This is a genomic window from Rhizobium favelukesii, from assembly GCF_000577275.2.
In the GTDB taxonomy this organism is placed as follows: domain Bacteria; phylum Pseudomonadota; class Alphaproteobacteria; order Rhizobiales; family Rhizobiaceae; genus Rhizobium; species Rhizobium favelukesii.
The window spans coordinates 1058687-1084160 of the sequence record NZ_HG916852.1 but is presented as its reverse complement, the minus strand read 5'-3'; the positions used below and the strand labels follow the sequence as shown (position 1 = coordinate 1084160).

23 protein-coding genes are annotated in these 25474 nt (G+C 61.2%); 12 read left to right on the top strand and 11 right to left on the bottom strand.

What is annotated here, in order from left to right; translation table 11 throughout:
• Positions 1–116: 116 nt before the first annotated feature.
• On the top strand, positions 117–503 hold the full coding sequence (locus tag LPU83_RS43710; RefSeq protein WP_024315805.1) for a hypothetical protein: 387 nt from the start codon (positions 117–119) through the stop codon (positions 501–503).
• Position 504: 1 nt separating this feature from the next.
• Here the strand turns inward: LPU83_RS43710 and LPU83_RS43705 are convergent, their stop codons facing one another.
• On the bottom strand, positions 505–750 hold the full coding sequence (locus tag LPU83_RS43705) for a hypothetical protein (RefSeq protein WP_024315806.1): 246 nt from the start codon (positions 748–750) through the stop codon (positions 505–507).
• A 194-nt stretch (positions 751–944) separates the two neighbouring features.
• Between LPU83_RS43705 and LPU83_RS74030 the strand changes: the two genes are divergently transcribed.
• Entirely contained in the window at positions 945–1220 is a 276-nt protein-coding gene (locus tag LPU83_RS74030) for a hypothetical protein (RefSeq protein WP_082321173.1), read from the top strand.
• Here LPU83_RS74030 and ppdK read toward each other — a convergent pair.
• The 4 genes from ppdK to LPU83_RS43685 form a co-directional block, all read right to left on the bottom strand.
• Complete coding sequence (gene ppdK / locus LPU83_RS43700) at positions 1153–3870, bottom strand: pyruvate, phosphate dikinase (protein ID WP_024315807.1); 2718 nt, start codon at positions 3868–3870, stop codon at positions 1153–1155. The genes LPU83_RS74030 and ppdK overlap by 68 nt on opposite strands.
• 396 nt (positions 3871–4266) lie before the next feature.
• On the bottom strand, positions 4267–7728 hold the full coding sequence (locus tag LPU83_RS43695; protein WP_024315808.1) for a chromosome segregation SMC family protein: 3462 nt from the start codon (positions 7726–7728) through the stop codon (positions 4267–4269).
• A gap of 78 nt (positions 7729–7806) precedes the next feature.
• Positions 7807–8502 carry a DsbA family protein gene (locus tag LPU83_RS43690; protein WP_024315809.1) on the bottom strand — a complete coding sequence of 232 codons (696 nt, stop codon included), beginning with the start codon at positions 8500–8502 and terminating at the stop codon, positions 7807–7809.
• A gap of 158 nt (positions 8503–8660) precedes the next feature.
• Positions 8661–9149 carry a DUF721 domain-containing protein gene (locus LPU83_RS43685; protein WP_024315810.1) on the bottom strand — a complete coding sequence of 163 codons (489 nt, stop codon included), beginning with the start codon at positions 9147–9149 and terminating at the stop codon, positions 8661–8663.
• Positions 9150–9246: 97 nt separating this feature from the next.
• On the opposite strand from LPU83_RS43685, the gene mutY reads away from it, so the two are divergent.
• The 3 genes from mutY to LPU83_RS43670 are packed head-to-tail and all read left to right on the top strand — an operon-like array spanning position 9247 to position 11318.
• Positions 9247–10338, top strand: coding sequence for an A/G-specific adenine glycosylase (gene mutY / locus LPU83_RS43680; RefSeq protein ID WP_024315811.1), 1092 nt, complete (start codon positions 9247–9249; stop codon positions 10336–10338).
• Positions 10339–10341: 3 nt separating this feature from the next.
• Entirely contained in the window at positions 10342–10950 is a 609-nt protein-coding gene (locus tag LPU83_RS43675; protein ID WP_024315812.1) for an HAD family hydrolase, read from the top strand.
• Positions 10951–10952: 2 nt separating this feature from the next.
• Complete coding sequence (locus LPU83_RS43670) at positions 10953–11318, top strand: nuclear transport factor 2 family protein (RefSeq protein ID WP_024315813.1); 366 nt, start codon at positions 10953–10955, stop codon at positions 11316–11318.
• On the opposite strand, the gene LPU83_RS43665 is transcribed toward LPU83_RS43670, so the two are convergent.
• From LPU83_RS43665 to LPU83_RS43650, 4 genes are all read right to left on the bottom strand, one after another.
• Positions 11306–11773: a DUF6790 family protein gene (locus LPU83_RS43665; protein ID WP_024315814.1), complete on the bottom strand. Its 468-nt coding sequence runs from the start codon at positions 11771–11773 to the stop codon at positions 11306–11308. The two genes, LPU83_RS43670 and LPU83_RS43665, sit on opposite strands and share 13 nt — an antisense overlap.
• Positions 11774–11950: 177 nt before the next feature.
• Entirely contained in the window at positions 11951–13081 is a 1131-nt protein-coding gene (locus LPU83_RS43660; RefSeq protein WP_024315815.1) for a site-specific DNA-methyltransferase, read from the bottom strand.
• A gap of 655 nt (positions 13082–13736) precedes the next feature.
• Positions 13737–14090 carry an antibiotic biosynthesis monooxygenase family protein gene (locus LPU83_RS43655; RefSeq protein ID WP_024315816.1) on the bottom strand — a complete coding sequence of 118 codons (354 nt, stop codon included), beginning with the start codon at positions 14088–14090 and terminating at the stop codon, positions 13737–13739.
• Positions 14087–14416, bottom strand: a complete 330-nt coding sequence (locus LPU83_RS43650) for an NIPSNAP family protein (RefSeq protein WP_024315817.1) — start codon at positions 14414–14416, stop codon at positions 14087–14089. The genes LPU83_RS43655 and LPU83_RS43650 overlap by 4 nt, the downstream gene beginning before the upstream one ends.
• Before the next feature lie 72 nt (positions 14417–14488).
• Here LPU83_RS43650 and LPU83_RS43645 point away from each other — a divergent pair, with 72 nt between their 5' ends.
• The 3 genes from LPU83_RS43645 to LPU83_RS43635 all read left to right on the top strand — a co-directional run bounded on the left by LPU83_RS43645 (position 14489) and on the right by LPU83_RS43635 (position 17076).
• Positions 14489–15175 carry an ArsR/SmtB family transcription factor gene (locus LPU83_RS43645; protein WP_024315818.1) on the top strand — a complete coding sequence of 229 codons (687 nt, stop codon included), beginning with the start codon at positions 14489–14491 and terminating at the stop codon, positions 15173–15175.
• A gap of 120 nt (positions 15176–15295) precedes the next feature.
• On the top strand, positions 15296–15985 hold the full coding sequence (locus tag LPU83_RS43640; RefSeq protein ID WP_024315819.1) for an HAD family hydrolase: 690 nt from the start codon (positions 15296–15298) through the stop codon (positions 15983–15985).
• A 209-nt stretch (positions 15986–16194) separates the two neighbouring features.
• Positions 16195–17076 carry an MBL fold metallo-hydrolase gene (locus tag LPU83_RS43635; RefSeq protein ID WP_024315820.1) on the top strand — a complete coding sequence of 294 codons (882 nt, stop codon included), beginning with the start codon at positions 16195–16197 and terminating at the stop codon, positions 17074–17076.
• A 254-nt stretch (positions 17077–17330) separates the two neighbouring features.
• On the opposite strand, the gene LPU83_RS43630 is transcribed toward LPU83_RS43635, so the two are convergent.
• Both LPU83_RS43630 and LPU83_RS43625 read right to left on the bottom strand, forming a co-directional pair.
• Entirely contained in the window at positions 17331–18251 is a 921-nt protein-coding gene (locus LPU83_RS43630) for a diacylglycerol/lipid kinase family protein (RefSeq protein ID WP_024315821.1), read from the bottom strand.
• 55 nt (positions 18252–18306) lie between these two features.
• The gene (locus LPU83_RS43625) at positions 18307–18960 is read right to left on the bottom strand and encodes a hypothetical protein (RefSeq protein WP_024315822.1); all 654 of its coding nucleotides are present in this window, start codon (positions 18958–18960) and stop codon (positions 18307–18309) included.
• A 237-nt stretch (positions 18961–19197) separates the two neighbouring features.
• On the opposite strand from LPU83_RS43625, the gene thrC reads away from it, so the two are divergent.
• The 4 genes from thrC to LPU83_RS43605 are packed head-to-tail and all read left to right on the top strand — an operon-like array spanning position 19198 to position 25467.
• A complete protein-coding gene (gene thrC, locus LPU83_RS43620; protein ID WP_037070204.1) occupies positions 19198–20589 on the top strand; it encodes a threonine synthase in 1392 nt (463 codons plus the stop codon).
• Positions 20590–20615: 26 nt separating this feature from the next.
• Positions 20616–21914: a M16 family metallopeptidase gene (locus LPU83_RS43615; protein WP_024315824.1), complete on the top strand. Its 1299-nt coding sequence runs from the start codon at positions 20616–20618 to the stop codon at positions 21912–21914.
• Positions 21915–21943: 29 nt separating this feature from the next.
• Complete coding sequence (locus LPU83_RS43610; RefSeq protein WP_024315825.1) at positions 21944–22558, top strand: GNAT family N-acetyltransferase; 615 nt, start codon at positions 21944–21946, stop codon at positions 22556–22558.
• Positions 22555–25467, top strand: coding sequence for a sensor domain-containing phosphodiesterase (locus LPU83_RS43605; protein WP_024315826.1), 2913 nt, complete (start codon positions 22555–22557; stop codon positions 25465–25467). The genes LPU83_RS43610 and LPU83_RS43605 overlap by 4 nt, the downstream gene beginning before the upstream one ends.
• The last annotated feature ends 7 nt before the right edge of the window (positions 25468–25474 follow it).

Below are 25474 nucleotides of genomic sequence, written 5' to 3'. Positions count from 1 at the left end.
ATCCGGGGGGCGCAATCCACGAAGAAGACGACAATGGCGTGCGTGAGCATTTTCTGATATTCCTTGATTTGCGGTTGTGTAGATTGCGTCGCACACCGACCAACAGGAGAAGGGCAATGATTGCACCGGGGCTTGCATCGGGAACCCAGGCGCCGCCGCTGAGGAGAGCCGATCATGCGGATCCACTTCTGCCGATGGAGCTTCTGGAACTGGAACTGTCGCTCGACGGATACGATGGCAAATCCGACTTCTGCGAGACAGTCCGCGTGGCTTCGGCCAAGGCCGGGGGAGAACTTCTCTTCGATCTTCCGGCCGAAGGATTGATGGACGACTGCAAGCGGATCGCCGTGCTTCGTATCCCGTCGTCCGAACAGCAAATGCGCGTCGTTCTTGCCGTGCTCGATCACAGCGGCACCGAAATCCGCATGGAAGCGCCGGACCCTGCGACAGCCCACCTCGCCCGTTTCGCCGAGGCCTTCGTCAAGGTCCTCGAACGGTTCTGACCTAGTCGCGCTGGGCTGCCGCTTCCGCCACGCTGCGGAATGGGAATTTTCGCCCGCACTCGCACTTGATCATGCAGGTTTCCTGATGATTGGATGCGCGCTGGACGAAGAAGCCGCGCGGCAGGTGATCGACGCTGAAGCCCGGATGCTTGCGTTTCGCATCGTCGATCTCGGAGGCTTCTGCAAAGCCGGTATTGCCGCATTGCGGACAGGTCAGTTTCTTCGAGAATCGATCGCGCAGTGCCATGCTTGCCTTCCAATGTCGTCCGAGCAGCCTTCTTACAGACGATCCCGGTCCGGCGAAAGCCGTCCGCGCGCCAAGTTGGGTGGCTGGGCGCGATCCCAAAGAGCAACATCAACCCTAAGCCGTTCTTTTAGTTGACTGTAAGCCGCGATCAGCGTCATCTGCCTGTGGGGAATTTTCGTTGCAAAGACACGCCGATGCGCATTCTCGCTTTATCTCTCGCACTTGCCGCAGCCGCCACTTGCCTCTCGGCATGTCAAACGCTGACGCCGGAGCAGCGGCACGCCGCCGACGAGACGCAATGCCTACACTATGGTTTCAGACGTGGCACGGATGGCTTTGCGGCGTGCCTGCAACGCATCGATCTCTATCGCCGTGCACAGGCCCGCTACGACAGTGATATGCTCATGATGCAGATGGCTTACGATCTCGACCATCCTTACTATGGCCGCCGATACTGGCGCCATTGGTAATCACCGCCTGCGCCGCGGCCAGCCGCGCAATCGGCACGCGGAAGGGTGAACAGGACACGTAGTCCAATCCAATTTCCTCGCAAAAATGGATGGATGCGGGATCGCCGCCATGTTCGCCGCAGATTCCGAGCTTCATGTCGTTGCGCGTCCGTCTGCCGCGTTCGGCGGCAATGCGGATCAACTCCCCGACACCATCGAAATCCAGCGAAATGAAGGGATCGTGTTCGATGATTCCCTTGCGCTGATAGGTGGGAATGAAGGCGGATGCATCATCGCGCGAGATGCCGAAGGTCGTCTGCGTCAGGTCGTTGGTGCCGAAGGAGAAGAATTCCGCCGCTTCTGCAATGATATGGGCTCTGAGAGCTGCGCGCGGCAGTTCGATCATCGTGCCGACCAAGTAATCGATCCGCATACCCGCCTCCGCCATTACGTCCCCGGCGATGGCATCGATGCGCTCCTTGACGTAGTCCAGTTCCGAGCGCAGCCCGACAAGCGGCACCATGATCTCTGGCACGACAGCCGCACCCGTTTCATGGGCTGCCGCGACGGCCGCCTCGAAAATGGCGCGCGCCTGCATTTCGACAATTTCAGGATAGGAGATTGCCAACCGGCAGCCGCGATGCCCGAGCATCGGATTGAATTCGTGCAGCGCATCGACGCGCAGGCGCAGCGCCGCCGCGTCCATGCCCATCGCAGCGGCAACGTCGGCGATCTCCTCGTCCGTCTTCGGCAGGAATTCGTGCAATGGCGGGTCGAGCAGCCGGATCGTCACCGGCAGTCCGTGCATGACATTGAACAGGCTGGTGAAATCGTGCCGTTGCACCGGCAACAGCCTGTCGAGAGCGGTACGGCGGCCGGTCTCGTCCTCAGCAAGGATCATCTCGCGCATCAGATGAATGCGGTCGCCCTCGAAGAACATATGCTCGGTGCGGCAAAGGCCGATGCCCTCGGCCCCGAAGGAGCGAGCTGCGCGCGCATCTGCCGGCGTATCGGCATTTGTGCGCACGGTCATGCGGCGTGCCCGATCGGCCCATTGCATGATGCGCCCGAAATCACCCGAAAGCTCAGGCTGGACCATCTGCACGTCGCCCTTCAGCACCTGTCCAGCCGAGCCGTCGATGGTGATGACATCGCCCTTCTTCAGCGTGACACCGACGCCAATCAGGCGCTCGTTGCGGGCGTCGATGCGCATGCTGCCGGCCCCGACGACACAGGGGATACCCATGCCACGCGCGACGACAGCGGCATGGCTGGTCATGCCGCCACGCGTCGTCAGAATGCCCTCGGCTGCATGCATCCCATGGATGTCTTCGGGACTGGTCTCGACGCGCAGCAGGATGACTTTGCGCCCCTCATCGGACGCCGTCACAGCCTCCTCGGCCGTGAAGACGATTTCACCGGTGGCTGCGCCGGGCGACGCCGGCAAGCCGCTGCCGATGACCTCGCGTGCAACACGCGGATCGATCGTCGGATGCAGGAGCTGATCCAGGGACGAAGGTTCGATGCGCAGCACCGCCTCCTCTTCGGTGATCACCTTCTCATCTACCATGTCGACGGCAATCTTCATCGCCGCGCGCGTGGAGCGCTTGCCGGACCGCGTCTGCAGCATCCAGAGTTTTCCGCGCTCGATGGTGAACTCGATGTCCTGCATGTCGCGATAATGCGTCTCAAGCTCGGAACAGATGCGCGACAGCTCCTTGAAGGCATCCGGCATCAGCTTTTCCATGGACGGCCGCTCGGAGCCGGAACTGATACGGCCTTCCTCGGTAATGCTCTGCGGCGTGCGGATGCCGGCGACGACATCCTCGCCCTGCGCATTGACGAGGAATTCGCCGTAGAGCGACTTGTCGCCCGTCGAAGGATTGCGCGTGAAGGCAACACCCGTCGCGGACGAATTGCCATGATTGCCGAAGACCATGGCCTGGATGTTGATCGCCGTTCCCCAGCCTTCGGGAATATTGTGAAGCTGGCGATAGGTAACGGCACGGGCGCTCATCCAACTGGCGAATACGGCGCCGACTGCCCCCCAAAGCTGCACCTCGGGATCCTGGGGAAATTCCAAACCCAGTTCTTCCTCAATCACGCTCTTGTAGAGCGAGACCACGTGCTGCCATTCGCTGGCGGTCATTTCGGTGTCGAACTCATAGCCAAGGCGCGCCTTCTCATCCTCGAGTATCTCCTCGAACACCTCATGATCGAGACGCATGACGACGTCGGCATACATCTGGATGAAACGCCGGTAGCTATCCCAGGCGAAACGTGCGTCGCCGGCGTCGTGGCCGAGCGCCTGGACGGTCTCGTCGTTGAGGCCGAGATTGAGGACGGTGTCCATCATTCCTGGCATCGAAACCCGCGCTCCGGAGCGCACGGACAGCAGCAGCGGCCGATCACCCGCACCGAACCGACGGCCGGTGATTTCCTCGATGCGTTCGATGCCGGCGCGGACCTGCACTTTCAGCTCTTCGGCAATCTGGCGCTCGTTCTTGTAGTAAGCAGAGCAGGCGTCAGCAATGATCGTCAGACCGGGAGGGACAGGAAGGCCGAGATTGCACATCTCCGCGAGGTTTGCGCCTTTGCCGCCCAAGCGCTCACCGTCGAGGGCACTGCCCTCTGCCTGACCACTGCCAAATGTATAGACCCACTTGGTCATATTCCCCCCAACACCAAATCCGGATCAACTTAATCCGTTGGTGTTGAAATGAAAATCGACAAATGCGGCCGAAATGTTGCGACGCACAATAACTGCGACAGACTGAAGCAATTGAAGGGAAAAAAAGCTTTGCGGGACTGCAACAAAGTCCCGCAAAGCCTTATGTCCGTCCGGCCAGGAAAACCGGACGGGGGGTTCCGCCCATACGACTGTCGGAGCCAAAAGCGTATTGCTCCGAGCGCGTCGCGCAGGAAACTCTGCTGCCGATACGCTTTCGCGGTCATTCGGCGGCGACATGAAGCAATCTCTAATACAAGATCGGTACGAAAACATCATCTGAAGGGGGAGATATCCCAATTCCGGCAGACTTTTTTTGGGCTTTTCTCGGCCGCTTGCTCAGGCGATCTCACGCAGTTGCTCAGCCGTCTGAAGATCGACGGACACGAGCTGCGATACCCCTTGCTCCGCCATCGTCACGCCGAACAGCCTGTTCATGCGCGCCATGGTGATCGGATTGTGCGTGATGATGACGAAACGCGTCTCGGTGGACGCAGCCATTTCGTCCATCAGGTTGCAATAGCGCTCGACATTGTGGTCGTCCAGTGGGGCGTCCACTTCGTCCAGAACGCAGATCGGTGCCGGATTGGTCAAGAAGACCGCAAAGATCAGCGCCATTGCCGTTAGCGCCTGCTCGCCGCCCGAAAGGAGCGTCATCGTCTGCGGCTTCTTGCCTGGCGGACGGGCGAGGATTTCGAGACCGGCTTCGAGCGGATCGTCGGACTCGATCAGCTGCAGTTCGGCCGTGCCTCCGCCGAAAAGATGGGTGAAGAGGCGCTGGAACTGGCCGTTGACGACATCAAACGCAACGATCAGCCGCTCGCGGCCCTCGCGATTGAGGCTCTGGATCGCGCCACGCAACTTGCGGATCGCGTCGATCACGTCGTCTCGCTCCTTGATCAGTGCCTCGAGTTTCCCGCTCAGCTCCTCCTGTTCTTCCTCGGCGCGCAGGTTGACCGCGCCAAGTCGCTCGCGCTCCATCTTGAGGCGCTCGAGTTCGCGCTCGACCTCGCGAAGGTCAGGTGCTGTTTGCAGCGACTCCAGTCCGGTAAGCCGAAGTGCCTCATGGGGCGCGACGTTCAGGGTCTCGCGAATTCGCGCCTCCGTTTCCTGCCGCTTTTCACGGGCGGATACCAGGCGTTCTTCGGCGCGACCGCGGCGCTCGCGGCTCTCGGCGAGCTCGGAGAGAGCCGTCGCCGCCTTGTGGTCGGCATCGCGCTGCACGAGCTCGGCTTCGGCAAGCACATCGGCTGCGTGGCGGCGCGCATCCTCGGTCTTCTGGAGTGCGTTCAACAGCGCGCGTCGCTTGTCGTCGAACTCATCGGGAGCCATTTCGAGCTCGGCCGCTTCCTCGCGCGCTTCCTCCTCGCGGTCGCGAAGCGTGGCGATGTGATCCTCGGCGCTCGCGGCGCGCTGGCGCCAGGTCTCGCGTTCCTGCCCGATGGCAACGATGCGGCGCTGGCGGGCCTGGTTTTCGCGGTCGAGGCTTTCATGGCGGGCCCGTGCTTCGGCGAGCGCGCCCCGGTCGGTCGCGACCTCGACCTGCTGCGACCGAAGCCGCTCGTCGATCGCCGTTAGATCAGGGGCATCGTCCAGCTCGATATGGGCGTTCTCTTCCTGGACAGAGAGATCCTCAAGCTGGATCTGAAGCTGGCTGACCGCTTCGGCAATGACATCGCGGCGACGGATGAGATCGCCGGAGGCTCGTTCCGCCACGGCCAGCGCTTCGCGCGCCTCGGCGAGTTGCCGAGCGGAGATGCGGCTTGTTTCACGCGCCTCGGCGAGGCGCTGTTCTTGAAGGCCAATGGCATCGACGGCACCCGCCAACCGTTCCTCTGCTTCGGTGAGTAAGTCGCGGGCAAGTGCGGCTTCGTTTTCCAGTTCGGCGAGCCGGTTCTTCTGCGCCAGCCGCAGCGCGGCCGCGCTCGGGGCATCGGCACCGGTGACATGGCCGTCCCAGCGGTAGACGGCGCCCTCCTTGGTCACAAGACGCTGGCCGGGTTTAAGGTCCCTCATCAAGGCTGCAGCATCCGAACTGGAGACAAGGCCGATTTGCTTCAGGCGACGCATTAGCGCGGCAGGGGCGCGAACATAGTCAATTAGCGGCGTCGTGCCGGCTGGCAGCGCTTCATCCGCGGCACCGTCGCCATTGCCAGACCAATGAGCCGGCGCCTTGGGATCAAGCGGGGATTCAATGTCGTCGCCCAGCGCGGCGCCGAGCGCCGTTTCAAAGCCGCGGTCGACGCGCAACTGATCGGCGGCCGTCGCAAATTCGCCTGCGGCGGCACCGGCAGCGAGCATGCGCGAAATGGTCCGGGCTTCGGTTTCGATGGCGTTCAGCTTGGCGCGCGCCTGATCGACCGGTGATCGGGAAAGAGCTTCGGTCCGGCGGGCAGCGGCCAAGGCCTGCTCGACACCCTGGATCGCGGCTTCCGCCTCGGCAACAGCCTGCTCGCCCGCCTTCACCACGGCCCGCTTCTTGTCCGGATCGGGTAGGCTGGCAATCGTTTCGCCGATTGCGGAGAGCTCGCGATTGGCCTCGTCCATCTGCCGCTCAAGGCGCATCTTGCGATCGGCAAGGTCGCGGATGGCGCGCTCGAGCTGGTTGCGCCCGGCTGCAGCCTCGGCGCGTTCGGCGGTCAGCACTGCAAAGACACGCTCGCTGTCGGCAAGCTTGGCGGCCGCCTCTTCGAAAGCCCCGCGCGTCTCTTCGGCAAGCCGACCGGAATCGGCAAGGATCTCGGCAATTTCGGTCTCTTCGGCATCGAGCCTCGCCAAGATCGCGGCGTTGTCTGCGACCAGCCGCTCCTCGCGGCGAATGTCCTCGCCGAGCTGCGCAAGGCGGCGGGTCAGTTCATCGCGACGGCGCAGGATGCGGTTGGCATCCTCCTCGAGTTGCGTCTTGGCGATCTGCAGGCGCTGCAGCGCGGCGGCGGCACGCGCTTCGCCCTCGCGCAGTTCCGGCAGCTTGAGGCTCGCAATGCCCTGGGCCTTGGCAGCCTCCATCTGCATCTGCGCCTTCTCGGCGACGATGACCGTGGCCTGATTGAGCGCGCTATCTGCCTCGGCTTCCGCTTCCTTGGCCTGAACCCATCGGATATGCAGAAGCATCGCCTCCCGGGCGCGGATATCTGCGGACAGCGACTTGAAGCGGCTCGCCTGACGGGCTTGACGCTTCAAGCTCTCGATCTGGCTCTCAAGCTGAGAGGTCACGTCGTCGAGGCGTTCGAGATTGCTTTCGGCAGCACGCAGGCGAAGCTCGGCTTCATGCCGGCGCGAATGCAGGCCGGAAATGCCAGCTGCCTCTTCCAGGAGCTGGCGGCGGGCCTGCGGCTTTGCCGAGATTAGCTCACCGATACGCCCCTGCCCCACCATCGACGGCGAACGGGCGCCGGTGGAGGCATCAGCGAAGAGAAGCTGCACATCCTTGGCGCGGCTTTCCTTGCCGTTGATGCGATAGATCGACCCCTGCTCGCGCTCGATGCGGCGAGTGACCTGGATTTCGTCGCTATCGTTGAAGGCGGCAGGCGCGGTGCGCTCGCCATTGTCGAGATAGAGAGCGACTTCGGCGGTGTTGCGGGCAGGACGATTGCCGGAGCCGGAGAAGATGACGTCGTCCATCCCGGACGCACGCATGTTCTTGTAGGAATTCTCGCCCATCACCCAGCGGAGCGCTTCGACGAGGTTCGACTTGCCGCAACCGTTCGGGCCGACGACACCGGTCAATCCACGCTCGATGATGAATTCGGTGGGTTCGACGAAAGACTTGAAGCCGACGACGCGAAGCTTGTTGAACTTCATGCGGCGCCCCCGCGCGGCACAAAGCAAACGACGGGCGCACGGCTTCCGCCGTCGCCCGTCGATCGGATACGGTTCAGGCTAGAGCAGGCTCTCGATAAGGGCCGACATGGTGTCAACCGTCATGTCTCCAGAATAGCGCTTGCCGTTGATGAGGAAAGTCGGCGTGGCATTGACGCCAAACTCCTTGGAACCCCTTTCCCGCGTTGCGTTCACTTCATCCAGCAGCTTCTGGTTCGTCAAGCACTTCGTGAAGCTATCCTCAGTAAATCCGGCAAGTTTGGACATCTGAAGCAGTGCAGCGCGGCCATCGTCCGCGGCAGCCCAGGTCTGCTGCTGCTTGAACAGCATGGCGACCATCGGAAAATACTGTTCGGCCGTGCTCAATTCTTCCGGCTTGGAAGGATTGCAGCGGGCCAGCATGAAGGCGGCAGCCGCACGCGGATCAAACGGGAATTCCCGGATGATGAAGCGCACCTTGCCGGTATCGACGTACTTCTTCTTGATTTCGTCGAAGGTCGTCGTGTGGAAGTGGGCGCAGTGCGGGCAGGTCATCGACATGTATTCGACGATCTTGACCGGGGCGTCTTCCTTGCCGAGTGCCATTTCCGGCAACTCGCCCGGCTCCAGGACGGCGGCCATGTCGACGTCGCCATCGGACTGCGGCATTTCGGTGGCGGCACGCGCGGTGCCGAAACCGGCCAGGGTCGACGCGGTCGCGGCAGCCACGCCGCCCAGGAGCTGGCGTTTCGTCAGTTGCATTTCGGAAATCGGCATGAAGTTCCCCATGAATGAGAGTAGTGGCTGACAGTGCGATATAACGGCTCGAAGCCCTGAACAAGGCACGCTTCGCCAACTTTCTTCAAAGAATTGTGACCTTGGTTGGACGGCCAGATTAAATCGGACAGAATTGCCGCGACAATACTTGGAAGGCGCTAGCGACCGCGCTTCCCCAGCACGGCCGTGCCGAGACGCTTCACCGCTTCGCGCAGCCTGTCGCCCTCGATGCCCTCCATCATATCCTCCAGCCTTGCGGCCGCCGCACCCTTCAGAGGCGGGGGCGTGCGGGAGCGCTTGACCGCCTGATAAACAGGCTTCTGGACGATGCGGATCTGGTGAACGGCGGCGAAGCCGAAGAAACTGTTGACGCGTTGGATGAGTTCGCCCTGCGCATGGGTCAAAAAGAGTGCTCGGGCGCCCTCGCAGGCAATCGTGAGCACACCTGGGCGGAAGCCTCCGTCATCATTGCCGCGCGCCCAGGCAATCTTTTCGGGCCGGGTGCAATCGGCAAATTCCGCGCCGGCGATCTCGTCCCACGAGCCGAGCAGCGCCGTGTTGATGCCGGCGCGCTTTGCAAGCACCGGATCGATCAGCCCGTTCGCCAATTCGGAGATCTGCTTTTCACCTTTGCGTGGATAACTCATCGAAACCTTCACATCGCGCTGCCATCCGGCGCCACTGCCTTGATCGCGCGGCATTGCTTCGCCAAGTATAGGGCACTTCCCCTGACGACGGCAAATGATGACATCGACGACACTGGACGCGCGCGCCGCCAAGCCCCTTCTCGACTGGTATGACCGGCACCATCGCGACCTGCCGTGGCGGGTTTCGCCGCCGATGGCGGCGCGCGGCATCAAGGCCGATCCTTATCATGTCTGGCTCTCCGAGGTGATGTTGCAGCAGACCACGGTGCCAGCGGTAAAGCCCTACTTCACCAACTTCCTGGCACGCTGGCCGACCGTGCGGGATCTTGCCGATGCCGCCAGCGAAGACGTGATGGCGGCTTGGGCCGGGCTCGGATATTACGCCCGCGCCCGCAACCTCAAGAAATGCGCCGAGGCCGTGGCACGCGACCATGATGGCGTCTTTCCAAGCACCGAAGAGGGTCTGAAATCGCTTCCCGGCATCGGCGACTATACCGCTGCCGCAGTGGCGGCGATCGCCTTCAACCGGCAAGCCGCGGTCATGGACGGCAATGTCGAGCGTGTGATCTCCCGCCTCTTCGCGATCGCCGCGCCGCTGCCCACAGCCAAGCCACTGATCAAGCAGAAGGTTGGGCTACTGACGCCGCAGCACCGGCCCGGCGACTTTGCGCAGGCAATGATGGATCTCGGTGCCACCATCTGCACGCCGAAGCGGCCAGCTTGTTCGCTCTGTCCCTTCCGGGGATCGTGCGAAGCGTTGCGCCTGCACGATCCCGAGCATTTCCCGGTCAAGGCGACCAAGAAAGAAAAGCCGGTTCGCCATGGCGCAGCCTTCATCGCGGTGACGGCGGATGGCGACATTTTGCTACGGCGGCGCATCGAGAGCGGCCTGCTCGGCGGCATGACCGAAGTGCCGACGACGAATTGGACGGCGCGACAGGACGGAGCGACGTCGGCCGATGCGGCGCCTTTCCCGGCAGCCTGGGAGCCTTGCGGGACAGTGATCCACGTCTTCACCCATTTCGAACTCCGGCTTTCGATCTACCGGGCCGCGATCGCTTCTCTAATTCAAACAGATAACGGTTGGTGGGAAGCGGTTACAAATCTTGACTCGCAGGCGCTGCCGACTGTCATGAAAAAAGCAATCGCCGCGGCTATCCCGCTCGCGTTCAAACATGCCAAGGATTAATCGATGCCCATTGATCATATTGTTTTCGACATCGGAAAAGTTCTCATCCATTACGATCCGAGTATTCCATTCAGCCGCCTCATTCCTGATGATGGCGAGCGCAAGTGGTTCTTCGAGAATGTCTGCACCCATGATTGGAACGTCGAGCAGGACCGCGGCCGCACTTGGGCCGATGCCGAAGCCCTGCTGATCGAGGTTCATCCGGATCGTGAGGAGCATATCCGCGCGTTCCGGAAGCACTGGCATGAGATGGTCCCGCACTCCTACGACGACAGCGTCGCGATCATGGAGGGCCTGATTGCCGACGGCAAGGATGTGACGATGCTCACCAACTTCGCATCCGACACCTTCCGCGAGGCACAGGTCCGCTTCCCGTTCCTGACCAAGCCGCGCGGCGTCACGGTCTCCGGCGACGTCGGCCTGATCAAGCCCGATATCGCGATCTACGAAACGCATGCGAAGAGCTTCGGCCTCAAGCCGGCGGCGACGATCTTCATCGACGACTCCGCCCCCAACGTCGAGGGCGCCAAAGCCGCCGGCTGGGATGCGGTTCTCTTTACCGGCGCCGACAAGCTGCGTGCCGATCTTGCAGCGCGCGGCGTCAGGGTCTGACCATGGCATTCGATCCGGTTGAGGAAATCAAGCGCTTCCACGGCGCCATCAATGCGCTGGATTTCGATACGATCGAGAACTGCTTCGCGCAGGATGCGACCTATGTCTCGAATGGTGTTGGAAGCCTTTCCGGGCGAGCCGACATCATGGTCGCCTTCTGCAAGTATTTCGACGACTACCCGGACCAGACGGCAATCGACACGCTGGTCGAGAAGGTCAGCCCGAATGCCGGCCGCGCCGTGTGGTCGGTTCGCGCGACGCACAGCAAAACGGGAAAACCGTTGGTGCGGGAGGGCGAAGAGACGATCACCTTCAACGAAGATGGTCGTGTCACCCACGTCGAAGTGACGGACTATCAGGTGTTCTGAAACAACGCTGCGGAAAGATAGAAGACGAGCACAAAAGAGAGCCACAGGTCGGAGATCATGGCGATGTTCCTCGACCGGTTTCTGGCCGGCTCAAGGAGATGCTTGAGACCGGCAAGCCCGTAGAACAGGCTGCCGGTCATCGCTGCCGGGACAATCCACTGCGGCTCGAAGAGGCTGAGCACGCCGAACATACCGATCGACAGGTTGCCAAAGCCGATCTCCTGCACCAGCGACTGGGCTTTGTGATCGGTCACACCGAAAATCGTCTCGGCCGTGAAGGCCGGATTGATGATCTGCTTCAGGCTGGCAACAAGCAGACGCAGGCCTACGCCCCAGAAGACGAACCATTTTCCGACGAGGAAGACGAGGTTTGCATCTGTGCTCCAGAGCGCTTCGGCGACAACGGAGCCCAACGGCAGAACAAGCATCAGCAACAGTATGATCGCAAAATACATGGCGGGTTCCTTGCCTGCTTCGGATCATCAGTCGCCGATACATGACACGGAATTGCGCCGCCGCGCGAGCCAAAATGAAGAGCGCCCGGGGTGTTGATCCCCGGGCGCCAGGCCTTCTTCCGTAACTGGAGGTACAAAACACCGGAAGAAGGCAGTCTCGTCAGGTCGAAGCGGGTGTCATTCCGCCTTTGCCAGATCACTGCGAATAACGGACCGCAAATCGTCGATCGGGCGCAGGGACTGCCCGTCGTCGAAGTGCCAGAATGTCCATCCGTTGCATGCATCAAGACCCTGGACCCTTGCCCCAAGGCGATGAATGGAACCTGCCTCGCCACCGGAGGCGACAGTGCCGTCAGCGCGAACGATCGCGCTGTAACGGCGTCTCGCATCGGTCAGCACCTGGCCGGGCTTGATCAGACCACTTTCGACCAACACGTTGAAAGCCACGCGGACTTCCTGCTTCTTGCCGGTCATGACGGTCAGTTCGGCCTTGCCGAGCGGCTCGACCGCTTCGATGCGAGCGGAAGCTGCGTCGATATAATCCTGCTCGCGCTCGATGCCAACGAAGTGGCGGCCGAGGCGCTTGGCGACGGCTCCCGTCGTGCCCGAGCCGAAGAACGGGTCAAGTATGATGTCGCCTGGCTTCGAGGAGGCCATGATGACGCGGGCAAGCAGCGCTTCCGGCTTCTGTGTCGGATGCACCTTCTTGCCGTCGTCGCCCTTCAGGCGCTCATTGCCGCTGCAGATCGGGAACAGCCAGTCGGAGCGCATCTGCACGTCGTCGTTCGCCGCCTTCATTGCGTCGTAGTTGAACGTGTAGCCCTTGGCCTTGGCGTTCGGGCTCGCCCAGATCATCGTCTCATGCGCGTTCTGGAAGCGACGGCCCTTGAAGTTCGGCATCGGGTTGGTCTTGCGCCAGACGATGTCGTTCAGGATCCAGAAGGTCAGGTCCTGCAGCGTGGCGCCAACGCGGAAAATATTGTGATAGGAGCCGATCACCCAGATCGTGCCCGTCGGCTTCAGCACGCGGCGGCAGGCGAGCAGCCAGGCGCGGGTGAAGGCATCATAGGCTTCGAAGGAGGCAAACTGATCCCATTCGTCATCGACGGCGTCGACCAGCGACTGATCGGGACGATGCAAGGTGCCACCGAGCTGGAGGTTGTAGGGCGGGTCAGCGAAAATAACGTCTACGGAATGGTTCGGCAGGGCTTCAAGGGCAGCAACGCAATCGCCCTTGATGATCGTGTCGATCCAGGAGTCCGGCTTTGCGGAGGCCTTGAGATCGGCAAGCGGAAATACTGACGCCATCTGGAAACTCGCTCATACACATTACGCTTTTACTGTCTGTTATGGTTACTCAGTTTGGTTACCAAAGCCTGAAGGCATGAGCGATTTCAGGAAAATAACTCGTCTCGTGGAAAAGCGCAGCGGAATGCTAGAGACAGATTTCATGGGAAGGAGCGAACAATCGAACGATTGAAGAGCAACGCCGAAGCGATCCGCGCACTCGGTGCTACTTCGCTTTATCTGTTTGGCTCGGTCTCCCGTGATGAGGCGGAACGGGAAGGTGATATCGATTGTTCATCGATTACGACCCGAGCAGTCGTTTCAACGCTTTCGACCTGATCAGCATCAAGCTGATGCTCTGGGAAAGGCTTGACGCCTCCGTGGACATTACAACGCGTGACGGTTTGCATCCGCGCCTTCGATCAAGGATCGAAGAATCGACCAGGCAGGTCTTTTGATGCCGCGCGAAATCCGGCACGCAAGCCGAGCCCTGCCAGAAGACGTCAAGGCAATCCGTCCAGAGGTTCCTTGGCCGCAGATCAAAGCAATCGGAAACGGCGGACGCCACGAATATCACGGTCTCTCCGGCAAGATATTTTGGGGTGTAATCGTCGATGAGATTGCGCGGCTCCGCGGCGCCATCGACATTCTGTGCGTTTCGCGAACGGGGCCTAATCTAAGCCGCGACGTCATGCTCCTTGCGGCTATCGGCGGGAGCTTCCGCTCGCTCGTTCATGCCGTAGTCGCGGACGATATGGCCGATGCGCAGCCGATAGTCCGCGAAGATACCGTTGCGGCCGGCGTGCTGGGCGGCGCGATGTGCCTCCAGGTTTCGCCATGCCCTTACTGCCTCTTCATCGCGCCAGAAGGACAGCGAGAGCAGCTTGCCGCGGTTGGTAAGGCTTTCGAAGCGCTCGATCGAGATGAAGCCGTCGATCTTTTCCAGTTCACCCCGAAGCTCGCCGGCGAGATCGAGATAGGTGTGGCGTTCGCCCATGAAGGGCAGAACTTCGAAGATTACAGCGATCATGGCATCACCAGCTTTGCGTGAGGCAGGGAAATGTTCCTGAGGAAGATGCGATCTTCCTTCAGGAGAAAACGTTCGCGTTTGGCAAACTCGTAGTTTTCCTTGCCGAGCGGATCGGTCGCAAGACGAACGCGATAGGCTTCGTAAGCGGCGAGGCTCTCGATGTTGTAGACGCCGTAGGCGGTCGTCGCCGAGCCCTCATGCGGTGCGAAATAACCGATCAGATCGGCACCATTGCGCGGGATCGCCTGGCCCCAGTTGCGGGCATATTCGGCAAAGGCGTCCTTCTTGAACGGATCGATCTCATAGCGGATGAAACAGGTAATCATCGTCGTCTCCTTGTTATCTGGAAACAGTTTTCGCACATTGCCCGACGACGATGCTTCGGTTAAGATCGAAGTATGAATGAAGGACCTGACATAGCCCAGATCGGTGCGCTGATCGGCGACCCCGCCCGTGCCAACATGCTGACCGCGCTAATGGGCGGCAAGGCGTTGACGGCGACAGAGCTCGCAGCGGTGGGCGGCATTACTGTGCAGACGGCAAGCACGCACCTCGCCAAGCTCGAGGCAGGCAATCTCCTCGCGCAACGCAAGCAGGGCCGCCATCGCTATTTCACCTTGGCAGATGACAGCGTCGGCAAATTCCTGGAAAGCATCATGGGCTTTGCGGCAGGGCGCGGCCATCTGCGCCACAAGCCAGGGCCGAAGGAGCCGGCCTTGCGCAAAGCCCGCATCTGCTACGATCACCTCGCCGGCGATTACGGCGTGCGGATGCTGGACAGCCTGATTGCCCGGGGCGCGATCGATGCGATCGGCGAAGGCCTTGCATTAACGGAGAACGGCGAAAGCGAACTGAAGCGCATCGGCATAGATGTGCACGCCCTGAAGTCGTCGCGCCGACCGCTCTGCCGCTCTTGCCTGGACTGGAGCGAGCGACGGGCGCATCTGGCCGGCAGCCTCGGCAAGGCGCTGCTTTCCAATTTCCTGGAGACGGGTTGGGCCCGTCGCACCGCGGAAAGCCGCTCCGTCATATTTTCCCCGGAAGGCGAACGACAGTTTCTTGCCCTGTTTCCCGCCACCAAATAGCTGCGAACGACCGCAAGATCCAAGCCGCCCGCGGCGCGCAATCCAGCCATGCCCTGCTATCGGTTGAGCTTCGCCCAGGCATCGTGTAAAGGGGCATCATCCCAAACAAGGCGCGAGTAAATGGACGGCTTCGACCTCATCATCTTCGACTGCGACGGCGTTCTGGTCGATTCGGAAATCATCGCTGCGGATGTGGAATCCAAGCTTCTCACCGAAGCGGGCTACCCGATCAGCGTCGAGGAAATGGGCGAGCGCTTCGCGGGCATGACTTGGCAGAACATTCTCTTCCAGGTCGAGCGCGAGGCCAGCATTCCGATTCCGGCCTCCCTGCTTGATAAGTCCGAGACGTTGCTCGATCTCCGTCTGGAGCAAGAAGTGCAGGCGATATCAGGCGCCGAAACCGCGATTTCGCGACTGAAGCTGAAGCGTTGCATCTGCTCGAACTCCGGCAGCGCGCGGCTCGACATGATGCTCGGCAAGGTGGGCTTGAAGCCCCTCTTTGCGCCCCACATCTTCTCGGCGAAGGACCTCGGGCCCGATCGCGTGAAGCCGAAGCCGGATATCTTCCTGCACGGCGCCAAGCAGATGGGCGTTTCGCCTGATCGCGCCGTTGTCGTCGAAGATTCCGTTCATGGCATCCACGCCGCGCGGGCTGCGGGCATGCGCGTCATCGGCTTTACCGGCGCCTCGCACACCTATCCCGCCCATGCCGACAAACTGACCGATGCCGGTGCTGAAACGGTGATTTCCCGCATGAGCGATCTGCCCGGCGTCGTCGCCGCACTCGCCGAGTGGGAAGGCGTTTTGTAACTCAGCTTGCTCTCGAGCGCAGGCGGCGCTCGCGCCCAGCCCTATTCGAAGCTAGTTCCCAGCCGGTACCAGAAGTCGAAGCTCTGCGCCCCCTTTTCGGCGGGAACTGCGATAAATTGCGCCGTCGCAGCGGAACGTCTGCTCTCTGCGACGAAGCGGACCTATTCAGATATCGAAGCAACAATCTCCGTCCAGTGGGGCTGTCTCGCATGAACGTTTCCGTGGAATTGTGCTCTCTTCCCGAACTCGACGATCGGATCACCGTTGTCAGGGCAGGAGACGAAGTTGATGCCATGTTCGTACGCACCGAGAGATTGAACGTCCTGATCGACACTCTCGGAACGCCTGAGCAGTGCCGGATGGCGCTGGACCTACTTGGTGAGGAAGTGCGCGCACGTCCCTTGGTCGTCGTGAACTCCCACATGGACTGGGATCACTTCTGGGGTAACGCCGCGATTGCAGGGAAAGCCCTTGTTGTGGCCCACGCTGCAGCGCGTGAACGGTTGAGTGATCCGTCTTCTCTTCAAGCTCTGAAAGATAAGACACGTGAGGATTCGCGATTTCGAAACGTCGAACTCATAGGTCCAGACATTACCTTTTCAGGTTCAACGGTCCTTCATGGCGGCGATCTCACGCTCGAATTGATTCATACACCGGGGCATACGCCTGACCATATTGCGGTATGGATTCCTGAAATCCGCGTGTGCTTGGCCGTTGACGCCGTGGAGCACCCCATCCCGGAGGTCTGGGGCAGAAATGCGCGTGATCTTCGGCTGATCTGCTCATCCCTCAAACGAATACGCGACTTGGACGCAGAATTCGTCATCCCTGCCCATGGAAGGACGCTCTCTCCTTCGACAGTGAACGACAACTTGTTATACTTCAAAGCATTGGCCGGCTGCGTCGCAAATTTAAGCGAGGCACAGTTAGCGAATCCCGAGCTAGGTAAATCAACTGGCCTTCGGCTTCAGGATTTCGTCGCAATCCCGGCCGACATGGCACAGCACGTGGTGGAATTCTATGAGAAATGCCACGAAAACAACCTCGGCGCGACGGTTCAGGCACGCATAGAAGGGTTGAACTTCGCATAAGATAGCCGCTCGCGGCCTGCTGCAACGAGCGGCTTTTCGCTGGCTCACGCGCAATTCCACAGGGGGCATCGTGGATCTGGCTCCGAACCTTTGCTTTCCCGCAGATCTGCGCTGTTGCATAAGCCGTGTTCGGTCATTCACTGAGCCACGGCCCTGCCGATCCCTCGGGTGATCTTCCTGCGGGGAGTGTGCGCCGGCGCCCAGCTTGACCAGGCGGCGGTTTTCGAGGCCGGTCACAAATTCCTCCGCAAAGACTACACTTTCAAGCTGAGGGCGCCCGACAAAATCTCGAAACGCGCCGGGAGCTGCCCGGGCGCCTCGCCGTCGCTGTCGATCGGGACCGCGGCCTTGCCAATCGGCCAAGCCTCAACGAGCCTGGCGCGATGGATGCTGACAAGCGGGCTCTTGAGGTGGCCGCCACTGTAGATGCTGTTCATCAGCGACAGCACCTTCAGCCTGCCCGCACCGCGGATGATGACCACGTCAAACAGGCCATCGGCGACATCCGCGTCGGGAGCCACCATCATGCCGCCACCGAACCAGGCGCCATTGGCAACGGCGACCGCCGTGATCGGACCCTCGTAAATATTCTCTTCATCGAGCCGAAGGCGGATATTGGGAGGCTTGTAGCGCAGGATCTGCAGCAGGCTGTGGAAGAAAAAAACTGTCGGTCCCGTCAGGCGTCTGCCCCTGCGCGCCGCATTGACGGCACGCACGATATGACCGGACACGCCAAAGCTCGCGATGTTGGCGAAGTGGCGCGCGACCGTATCGCCGTCCTCATCGTCGCAGGTGAGCAATCCGGCATCGATCTGCCGAACGCAAGGAGAGATCAGCTCATGGGCAATCTTGGCAGGATCGCGCGACATCGGAAAATTGCGGGCGAAATCACATCCGGTGCCAGTGGCGATGAAAGAGAAAGCCGTGGCCGGCCGATGCGACTTCAGAATGCCGCCGGCGACCTCGCCGATCGTCCCGTCGCCACCGACGGCGATCACCAGATCGGCCCCGTCATCCGCCAGCTCGCGCCCGAAGCGTTCGGCATCGCCGAAACCCTTGGTTTCACGCAGGCTAAGATCGGTGAATCTCGCCTCGATGGCGCGCCGCAGCGCCGACCAGAACAACCTCTTCCCGCGACGGCCCGACGCCGGATTCAATACGATACCGATTTTCAAGCGATCTGCTCTCCCCGCGCCGGCCAGCATGGCGATGCGGAAACACGGGCGTTCCTCAGGTCTTCTTTTTCTTGCTCGTCGGCACCGGCCCCTGGTCGAAGCCAATGTTCACACGAACCAGCGCGCCGGAACCGACCGGCAGCTTGATGCCGTCCTTGCGGAACAAGGCCTGCGAGGCTCCTGAGCCGACCTCGACCGGGAAATTCGTCACCTCCGAGTAGAGCGCGTCCTCACCGTCGTAGACCGTGATGCGAACCGGGAGTGTGATCTTGCCGGACGAACCACCGCTCGGACCGGCGAGAACGCGAAGCTGCGCTACCACGGTCATCGTCAGGTTCGTATCGTTCAGGCTGCACTGGCGCGTGTAGTCGCCGATCGATGCCTGGTAGGCGAGTTTCTGCGCATCGCCGGTCTTGGCGCCGCCCGCATAGGTGCGGAAGATCGCATCACTGTCCTTCATGAACATCTGCGGGCACGCACCCTGGACGACGGGGGCAGTTGTGCCCGACGCAGTCGTGGCGGTACCGATCGAAGGATTGTTGGACGACGGATTGGCCGGCGCCAGCGGCATGATCTGCCCATTGCCATTCGGCTGGGCTGGTGCCGTTGCGCTGTCTGAGCCACCGCCGACGCCGAGTGAATTGCAGCCGGCGAGCATTGTCGCAAACGAAGCCGAAACGATGAGACGCGAGACCTTGCCAAGCACGATTATTCCACCCTCTCCACAAAGTTTTTTGGCAGGCCCAATCACTTGATGGCAGGCCTTTCGTGACAGTTTGCGATGGTCTATATCAGCGGCGCAAACAAAAATCGATTGGGTAAGAACCGTTTTGATGCACATTTCCGGATCGCAGGCGACGGCCGGCAGAGCAAGCGAGATGCGGCGCGAGGCCTACTTTCCCTCCAACCCGGACTTTCTCCGGCCGGCACATCAAGGATAACGACAGTGGATTATATCTCGACCCGCGGCGAAGCCCCTTCCCTCGGTTTCTGCGATGCATTGCTGGCGGGTCTGGCGCGCGATGGCGGCCTCTATGTACCGCGCAAGTGGCCGCATTTCTCGAAAAAGGAAATCCGTGCGCTTCGCGGCAAGAGCTATCAGGAGGTCGCCTTTGCGGTCCTGTCGCCCTTCACCAACGGTGAAATTCCGGACGAAACCTTCCGCGCGATGATCGATGAGGCCTACGGCACTTTCCGCCACCCGGCGATCGCCCCGCTCGTGCAGACCGGCCCGAACAGCTTCATCATGGAGCTCTTCCATGGCACGACGCTGGCGTTCAAGGATGTCGCCATGCAGCTGCTCGCCCGCTTGATGGACTACGCGCTGGAACAGCGCGGCCAGCGCGCGACCATCGTCGGCGCCACCTCGGGCGACACGGGAGGAGCTGCGATCGACGCCTTTGCCGGCCGCGAACGCACCGACATTTTCATCCTCTTCCCGCACGGCAAGGTCTCGCCGGTGCAGCAGCGCCAGATGACGACCTCCACCGCCTCCAATGTTCACGCGCTTGCCGTCGAAGGCAATTTCGACGACTGCCAGAACCTCGTCAAAGCGATGTTCAACGACGCGCCGTTCCGCGACCGCGTCAAGCTCTCCGGCGTCAACTCGATCAACTGGGCCCGCATCATGGCCCAGATCGTCTACTACTTCACAACGGCAATCGCGCTCGGCGGGCCGGATCGCAAGATCTCGTTTACCGTACCGACCGGCAATTTCGGCGACATCTTTGCCGGTTACTGCGCGAGGCGCATGGGCCTGCCAATCGGCAAGCTGGTGGTCGCCACCAACGAGAACGATATCCTCGACCGCACGCTGAAAACCGGCCGCTACGAGATGAAGGCCGTTAAGGCCACGACCTCGCCATCGATGGACATCCAGATCTCCTCGAACTTCGAGCGGCTGCTGTTCGAAGCCTATGATCGCGACGCCTCGAAGGTTCGCGCAGCGATGGACAGCCTGAAGCAGTCCAGCGGCTTCGAAATTGGAAAGGACGCGCTAGCCTTTATCAAGAAGGACTTCCGCGCCGGCCGCGCCAGCGAGAAGCAGGTCGCCCAGACGATCAAGAAAACCTACGCCGAAACGGGCTATCTTCTCGATCCGCATTCGGCGATCGGCACCTTCGTTGCAGCAAAGCACGAGAAGCCGAACACGCCGATGGTGACCCTTGCCACCGCACACCCGGCGAAATTCCCCGCCGCCGTAAAATCGGCCTCCGGTATTGACCCCGCGCTTCCGACGTGGCTTGCTGATCTGATGCACAAGGAGGAGCGCTTTCAGATTGTGAAGCCTGAGCTCAAAGCCATTGAGACCTTCATCGGCGAGCATGCTCGGGCCTAAGGAACGCAGGCGCAGAAAGATAGCCAATGACAGTTGAGTGCACCCGGCTCAAATCCGGGCTGACAGTAGTCACACAGACCATGCCGCATCTGGAAAGCGTTGCGCTGGGTGTTTGGATCAAATCAGGATCGCGCAATGAGACGACAGACGAGCATGGCATCGCCCACCTGCTCGAGCATATGGCCTTCAAGGGCACTGCACGCCGCAGCGCACGTGAAATCGCCGAAGAGATCGAGGATGTCGGCGGCGAGGTCAATGCCGCGACCTCCACGGAAACGACCTCCTACTATGCCCGCGTCCTCAAGGACCACGTGCCGCTCGCGGTCGACATCCTTGCTGATATCCTGACGGAATCGGCCTTCGAGGAGGAAGAACTCGAGCGCGAAAAGCAGGTCATCCTGCAGGAAATCAACGCCGCGAACGACACGCCTGACGACGTGGTTTTCGACAAGTTTTCCGAGACCGCCTATCGCGACCAGACACTCGGCCGGGCGATCCTCGGCACGCCGCAGACGGTGGTATCGTTCACGCCACAGCAGATTCGCGGCTATCTCAGCCGCAACTACACGACCGACCGGATGTTCGTCGTCGCGACCGGGGCCGTCCAGCATGACGAATTCGTCCGCATGGTCGAGGAACGCTTCGCCAGCCTTCCGACCTCTCCATCGGCAACGCCCGTCATGGAGCCGGCAAAATATATCGGCGGCAATATCCGCGAGACGCGCGACCTGATGGATGCGCAGATTTTGCTCGGCTTCGAAGGCAAGGCCTATCACGCCCGCGACTTCTACTGTTCGCAGATTCTCGCCAACATCCTCGGCGGGGGCATGTCGTCCCGCCTGTTCCAGGAAGTGCGGGAGATCCGCGGCCTCTGCTACTCCATCTATGCCTTCCACTGGGGCTTTTCCGATACCGGCATCTTCGGCATCCATGCCGCCACCGGTGGCGAGAACCTGCCGGAACTGGTGCCCGTTATCATTGACGAGCTGCACAAGTCGGCAGCGACCATCGAGCAGAAGGAAATCGAACGCGCCCGCGCCCAGATCCGCGCCCAGCTGCTGATGGGCCAGGAAAGCCCGGCTGCCCGCGCCGGCCAGATCGCAAGGCAAATGATGCTCTACGGCCGCCCTATTTCCAACCCGGAGATGATGGAACGGTTGGAAGGTATCACGGTCGAACGCTTGACGGATCTTGCAGGACGCCTGTTCTTCGATACCGTGCCGACGCTCTCTGCCATCGGCCCGCTCGAACATCTGGCGCCGATGGAAGACATCGCCGCGTCTCTTTCCTCGCCCGCTCCTCAGAGCAAACAGGCCCTCGTCTGATCTGACATCCATCCTGCCGGGAGTGATCGATGCCAAAATCGGTTTTTCGGTTCCTGTCGCGGCAGCCGGATTCAGTAGAGCTCGAGAACGAGCACTATGTGCTGCGACTGCCGCGCTACCAGGATTTCAACCAGTGGCACAAGCTGCGGGCGGCCAGCCGGCAGTTTCTGGAACCGTGGGAACCGACATGGCGCCGCGATGAGTTGACGGAGGGCGCCTACCGCGCCCGCGTCATCCGCGGCAAGCAGGAATACGCCTCCGGCCAGGCCATTCCGCTTTTCCTGTTTCACAAGCAGAACGCGACGCTGCTCGGCGGCATCACGATCGGCTACATCCGCCGTGGCGCAGCACAAAGCTGTATGATCGGCTACTGGATGGGCGAGGCATACGCCGGCCAGGGCCATATGTTCGCCGCACTTCAATTGGTTATACCCTACATCTTCGCAGGGCTTGAGTTGCACCGTATCGAAGCAGCCTGTATTCCAGACAATGCTCGGAGCATCCGCCTGCTTGAAAAAGCCGGGTTTCAGCGGGAAGGCTATCTGCGCGGATACTTGAAAATCAACGGTCAGTGGCACGACCATATGATGTTCTCATTGCTCGCCACCGACACGGATAAAGGCAGGATAACCGACAGCCGATGACTAACAACCGCATGCTGCTCTCATCACCGGCCGGACGATTGATCGCGGTGATCGCAGCTCTCTTGCTGTCGGCATTCATGCTAGCGGCAGGTCATGTTCAGGCAGCCGAACCGGTCAAGATCTCCCGCGACGATACCGCACTCGATCTGACTGCCACGACGGAAATTTACGCCAATCAGGGGGAAGCCTTTCAGGTCTCCACTGCTGCCGCTGCCGATGGTATCCGCCGCCGTATTGAGGTACGTGCCAGCTCCGACAACCATCAGGGCGACTGGGCCGTCTTCGCGCTCGCCAACGTTTCCGACGAGCAGCTTGAGCGCGTGATCGTAGCGCCCCACTTCCGTCTCGTGAATTCGAAGCTGTTCTGGCCGGACCTGGGCTCGCAACGCATCATCGCCATCACGCCGAGTGAAGGCTTCGCACTCGACCGGCAGCCGAGCGACGAGGCCGACGTGTTCCGCATCACGCTCAACCCCGGTGCGGTGATCACCTTCGTTGCCGAACTGACGACGCCGGAGCTGCCGCAGATATATCTGTGGGAACCCGACGCCTACAAGGACACAATCAACGCCTTCACGCTCTACCGCGGCATCGTGCTCGGCATTGCCGGCCTGCTTGCGGTGTTCCTGACGATCCTTTTCGTGGTCAAGGGCACATCGATGCTTCCGGCAACGGCCGCGCTCGCCTGGGCGGTGCTTGGCTATATCTGCGTCGACTTCGGCTTTCTCGGCAAGCTGATCAGCATTGCTTCGACCGACCAGCGAATATGGCGTGCCTGTGCGGAAGTCGCCCTCGCCTCCAGCTTCGTCATCTTCCTGTTTACCTACCTCAACCTCAACCGCTGGCACACGCATCTCGGTTACCTGACGCTTGCCTGGGTGCTCGGCCTGGCGCTGCTCTTCGGCGTCGCGATCTACGACCCGGCAATCGCCGCCGGCATCGCACGCCTGTCGTTTGCGCTGACCGCGACGATGGGCCTTCTGTTGATCGTCTATCTCGGCCTCAACCGCTATGACCGCGCTATCCTGCTGGTGCCTGCCTGGGCGCTGATCCTCGTCTGGATCTTCGGAGCCTGGCTGACGATCACCGGCCGGCTCGACAACGACATCATCCAGCCGGCTCTCGGCGGCGGCCTCGTTCTCATCGTCTTGCTGATCGGCTTTACCGTCATGCAGCACGCCTTTGCCGGCGGCGCGTTCCAGCAGGGTCTTTTTTCCGATCTGGAGCGTCAATCGCTGGCTCTGACGGGATCGGGAGACATGGTGTGGGATTGGGATGTGGCGCGCGACCGCGTCGTCACGATCCCGGATGTTTCCGTCAAGCTCGGCCTTCCGGCCGGCGCGATGCATGGCGCCGCCCGCAACTGGCTGCCGCGGCTCCATCCCGACGATCGCGATCGCTTCCGGGCGACGCTCGACGTCCTGCTCGAACATCGCCGCGGGCGGCTGAACCACGAATTCCGTATCCGCGCGGAAGATGGTCATTTCCATTGGCTTCTCATCCGCGCCCGGCCGGTGCTTGGCTCCAACGGCGAGATCATCCGCTGCGTCGGCACGATCGTCGACGTCACCGAACAGAAGAATTCCGTCGAGCGGCTGCTGCACGACGCGCTGCACGACAACCTGACCGGCCTGCCGAACCGCCAGCTGTTCCTCGATCGCTTGCAGTCCGTGCTTGCGCTGGCGCCCGGCGGCGAGACGCTGCGCCCGACCGTGATGGTGATCGATATCGACCGCTACAAGCTGGTGAACGACACGCTCGGGATCGCCGCTGGCGACAATATCCTGATAGCGCTCACGCGCCGCCTGCGTCGTCTGCTCAAGCCGCAGGATACGCTCGCCCGTCTCTCCGGTGACCAGTTCGGCCTCATCCTGACTTCCGAGCGTGATCCGACCAAGGTTGCCGACTTCGCCGATGCAATCAGCAAGGCGATCATGGTGCCGATCAACTTCGCCAATCGCGAGATCATTCTGACGGCATCGATCGGGCTTGCCTCCTTCGTTGATCAACAGGAAAGCGCCGCTGGCATGCTCAGCGACGCGGAGCTCGCGATGTACCGCGCCAAGCGCGCCGGCGGCAATCGCGTCGAGCCGTTCCAACCAGCCTTCCGCGATTTCGGCGCCGACAGGCTGCAGCTCGAATCCGATCTGCGCCGCGCCATCGAGCGCAAGGAACTGTCGATGGTTTACCAGCCGATCGCCGGGCTGGAGGACGTGGAGATCGCCGGCTTCGAAGCCCTTATGCGATGGGAGCATCCGAAGCGCGGCAGCATCCCGCCTTCGGAGTTCATTCCGATTGCGGAGACATCAGATATCATCGACATGCTTGGGATCTTTGCTCTGGAGCAGGCGACGAACGACCTGATGGGCTGGGAAAACCAGACCGGCGAGCTGCCGATCTTCGTCTCGATCAATCTCTCCAGTGCGCAGTTGCTGAACAACGAGCTCTACGACGACGTGCGGTCGGTGCTGGCGAAGACCCATTGCGATCCTTCGCGTCTGAAGCTCGAGCTCACGGAATCCATGGTCATGGAGAACCCGGAGCAGGCACGCCTTGTACTCGAGAAGCTGAGGGAAATGGGTCTCGGCCTTGCTCTCGACGATTTCGGAACCGGCTATTCCTCCCTCGCCTATCTGACGCGCTTCCCGTTCGACACGATCAAGCTCGACAAGACGATGGTGCGCGACGCCAGTGACAAGAAGGCGACCGTGCTTCGCTCCGTGATCGCCATGGCGCGCGAACTTGATATGAAGGTCGTTGCCGAGGGGATCGAGTCGAACGAGGATGCGATCGAGCTCGCCAAGATGGGTTGTACCTTTGGGCAGAGCTATCTTTTCGGGCCGCCCATGGCATCGGAATCCGTATTGCGCTTGCTGAAGGAGCGGTTCCCGCTGACGAAACGCGCGTAAGCCGGTC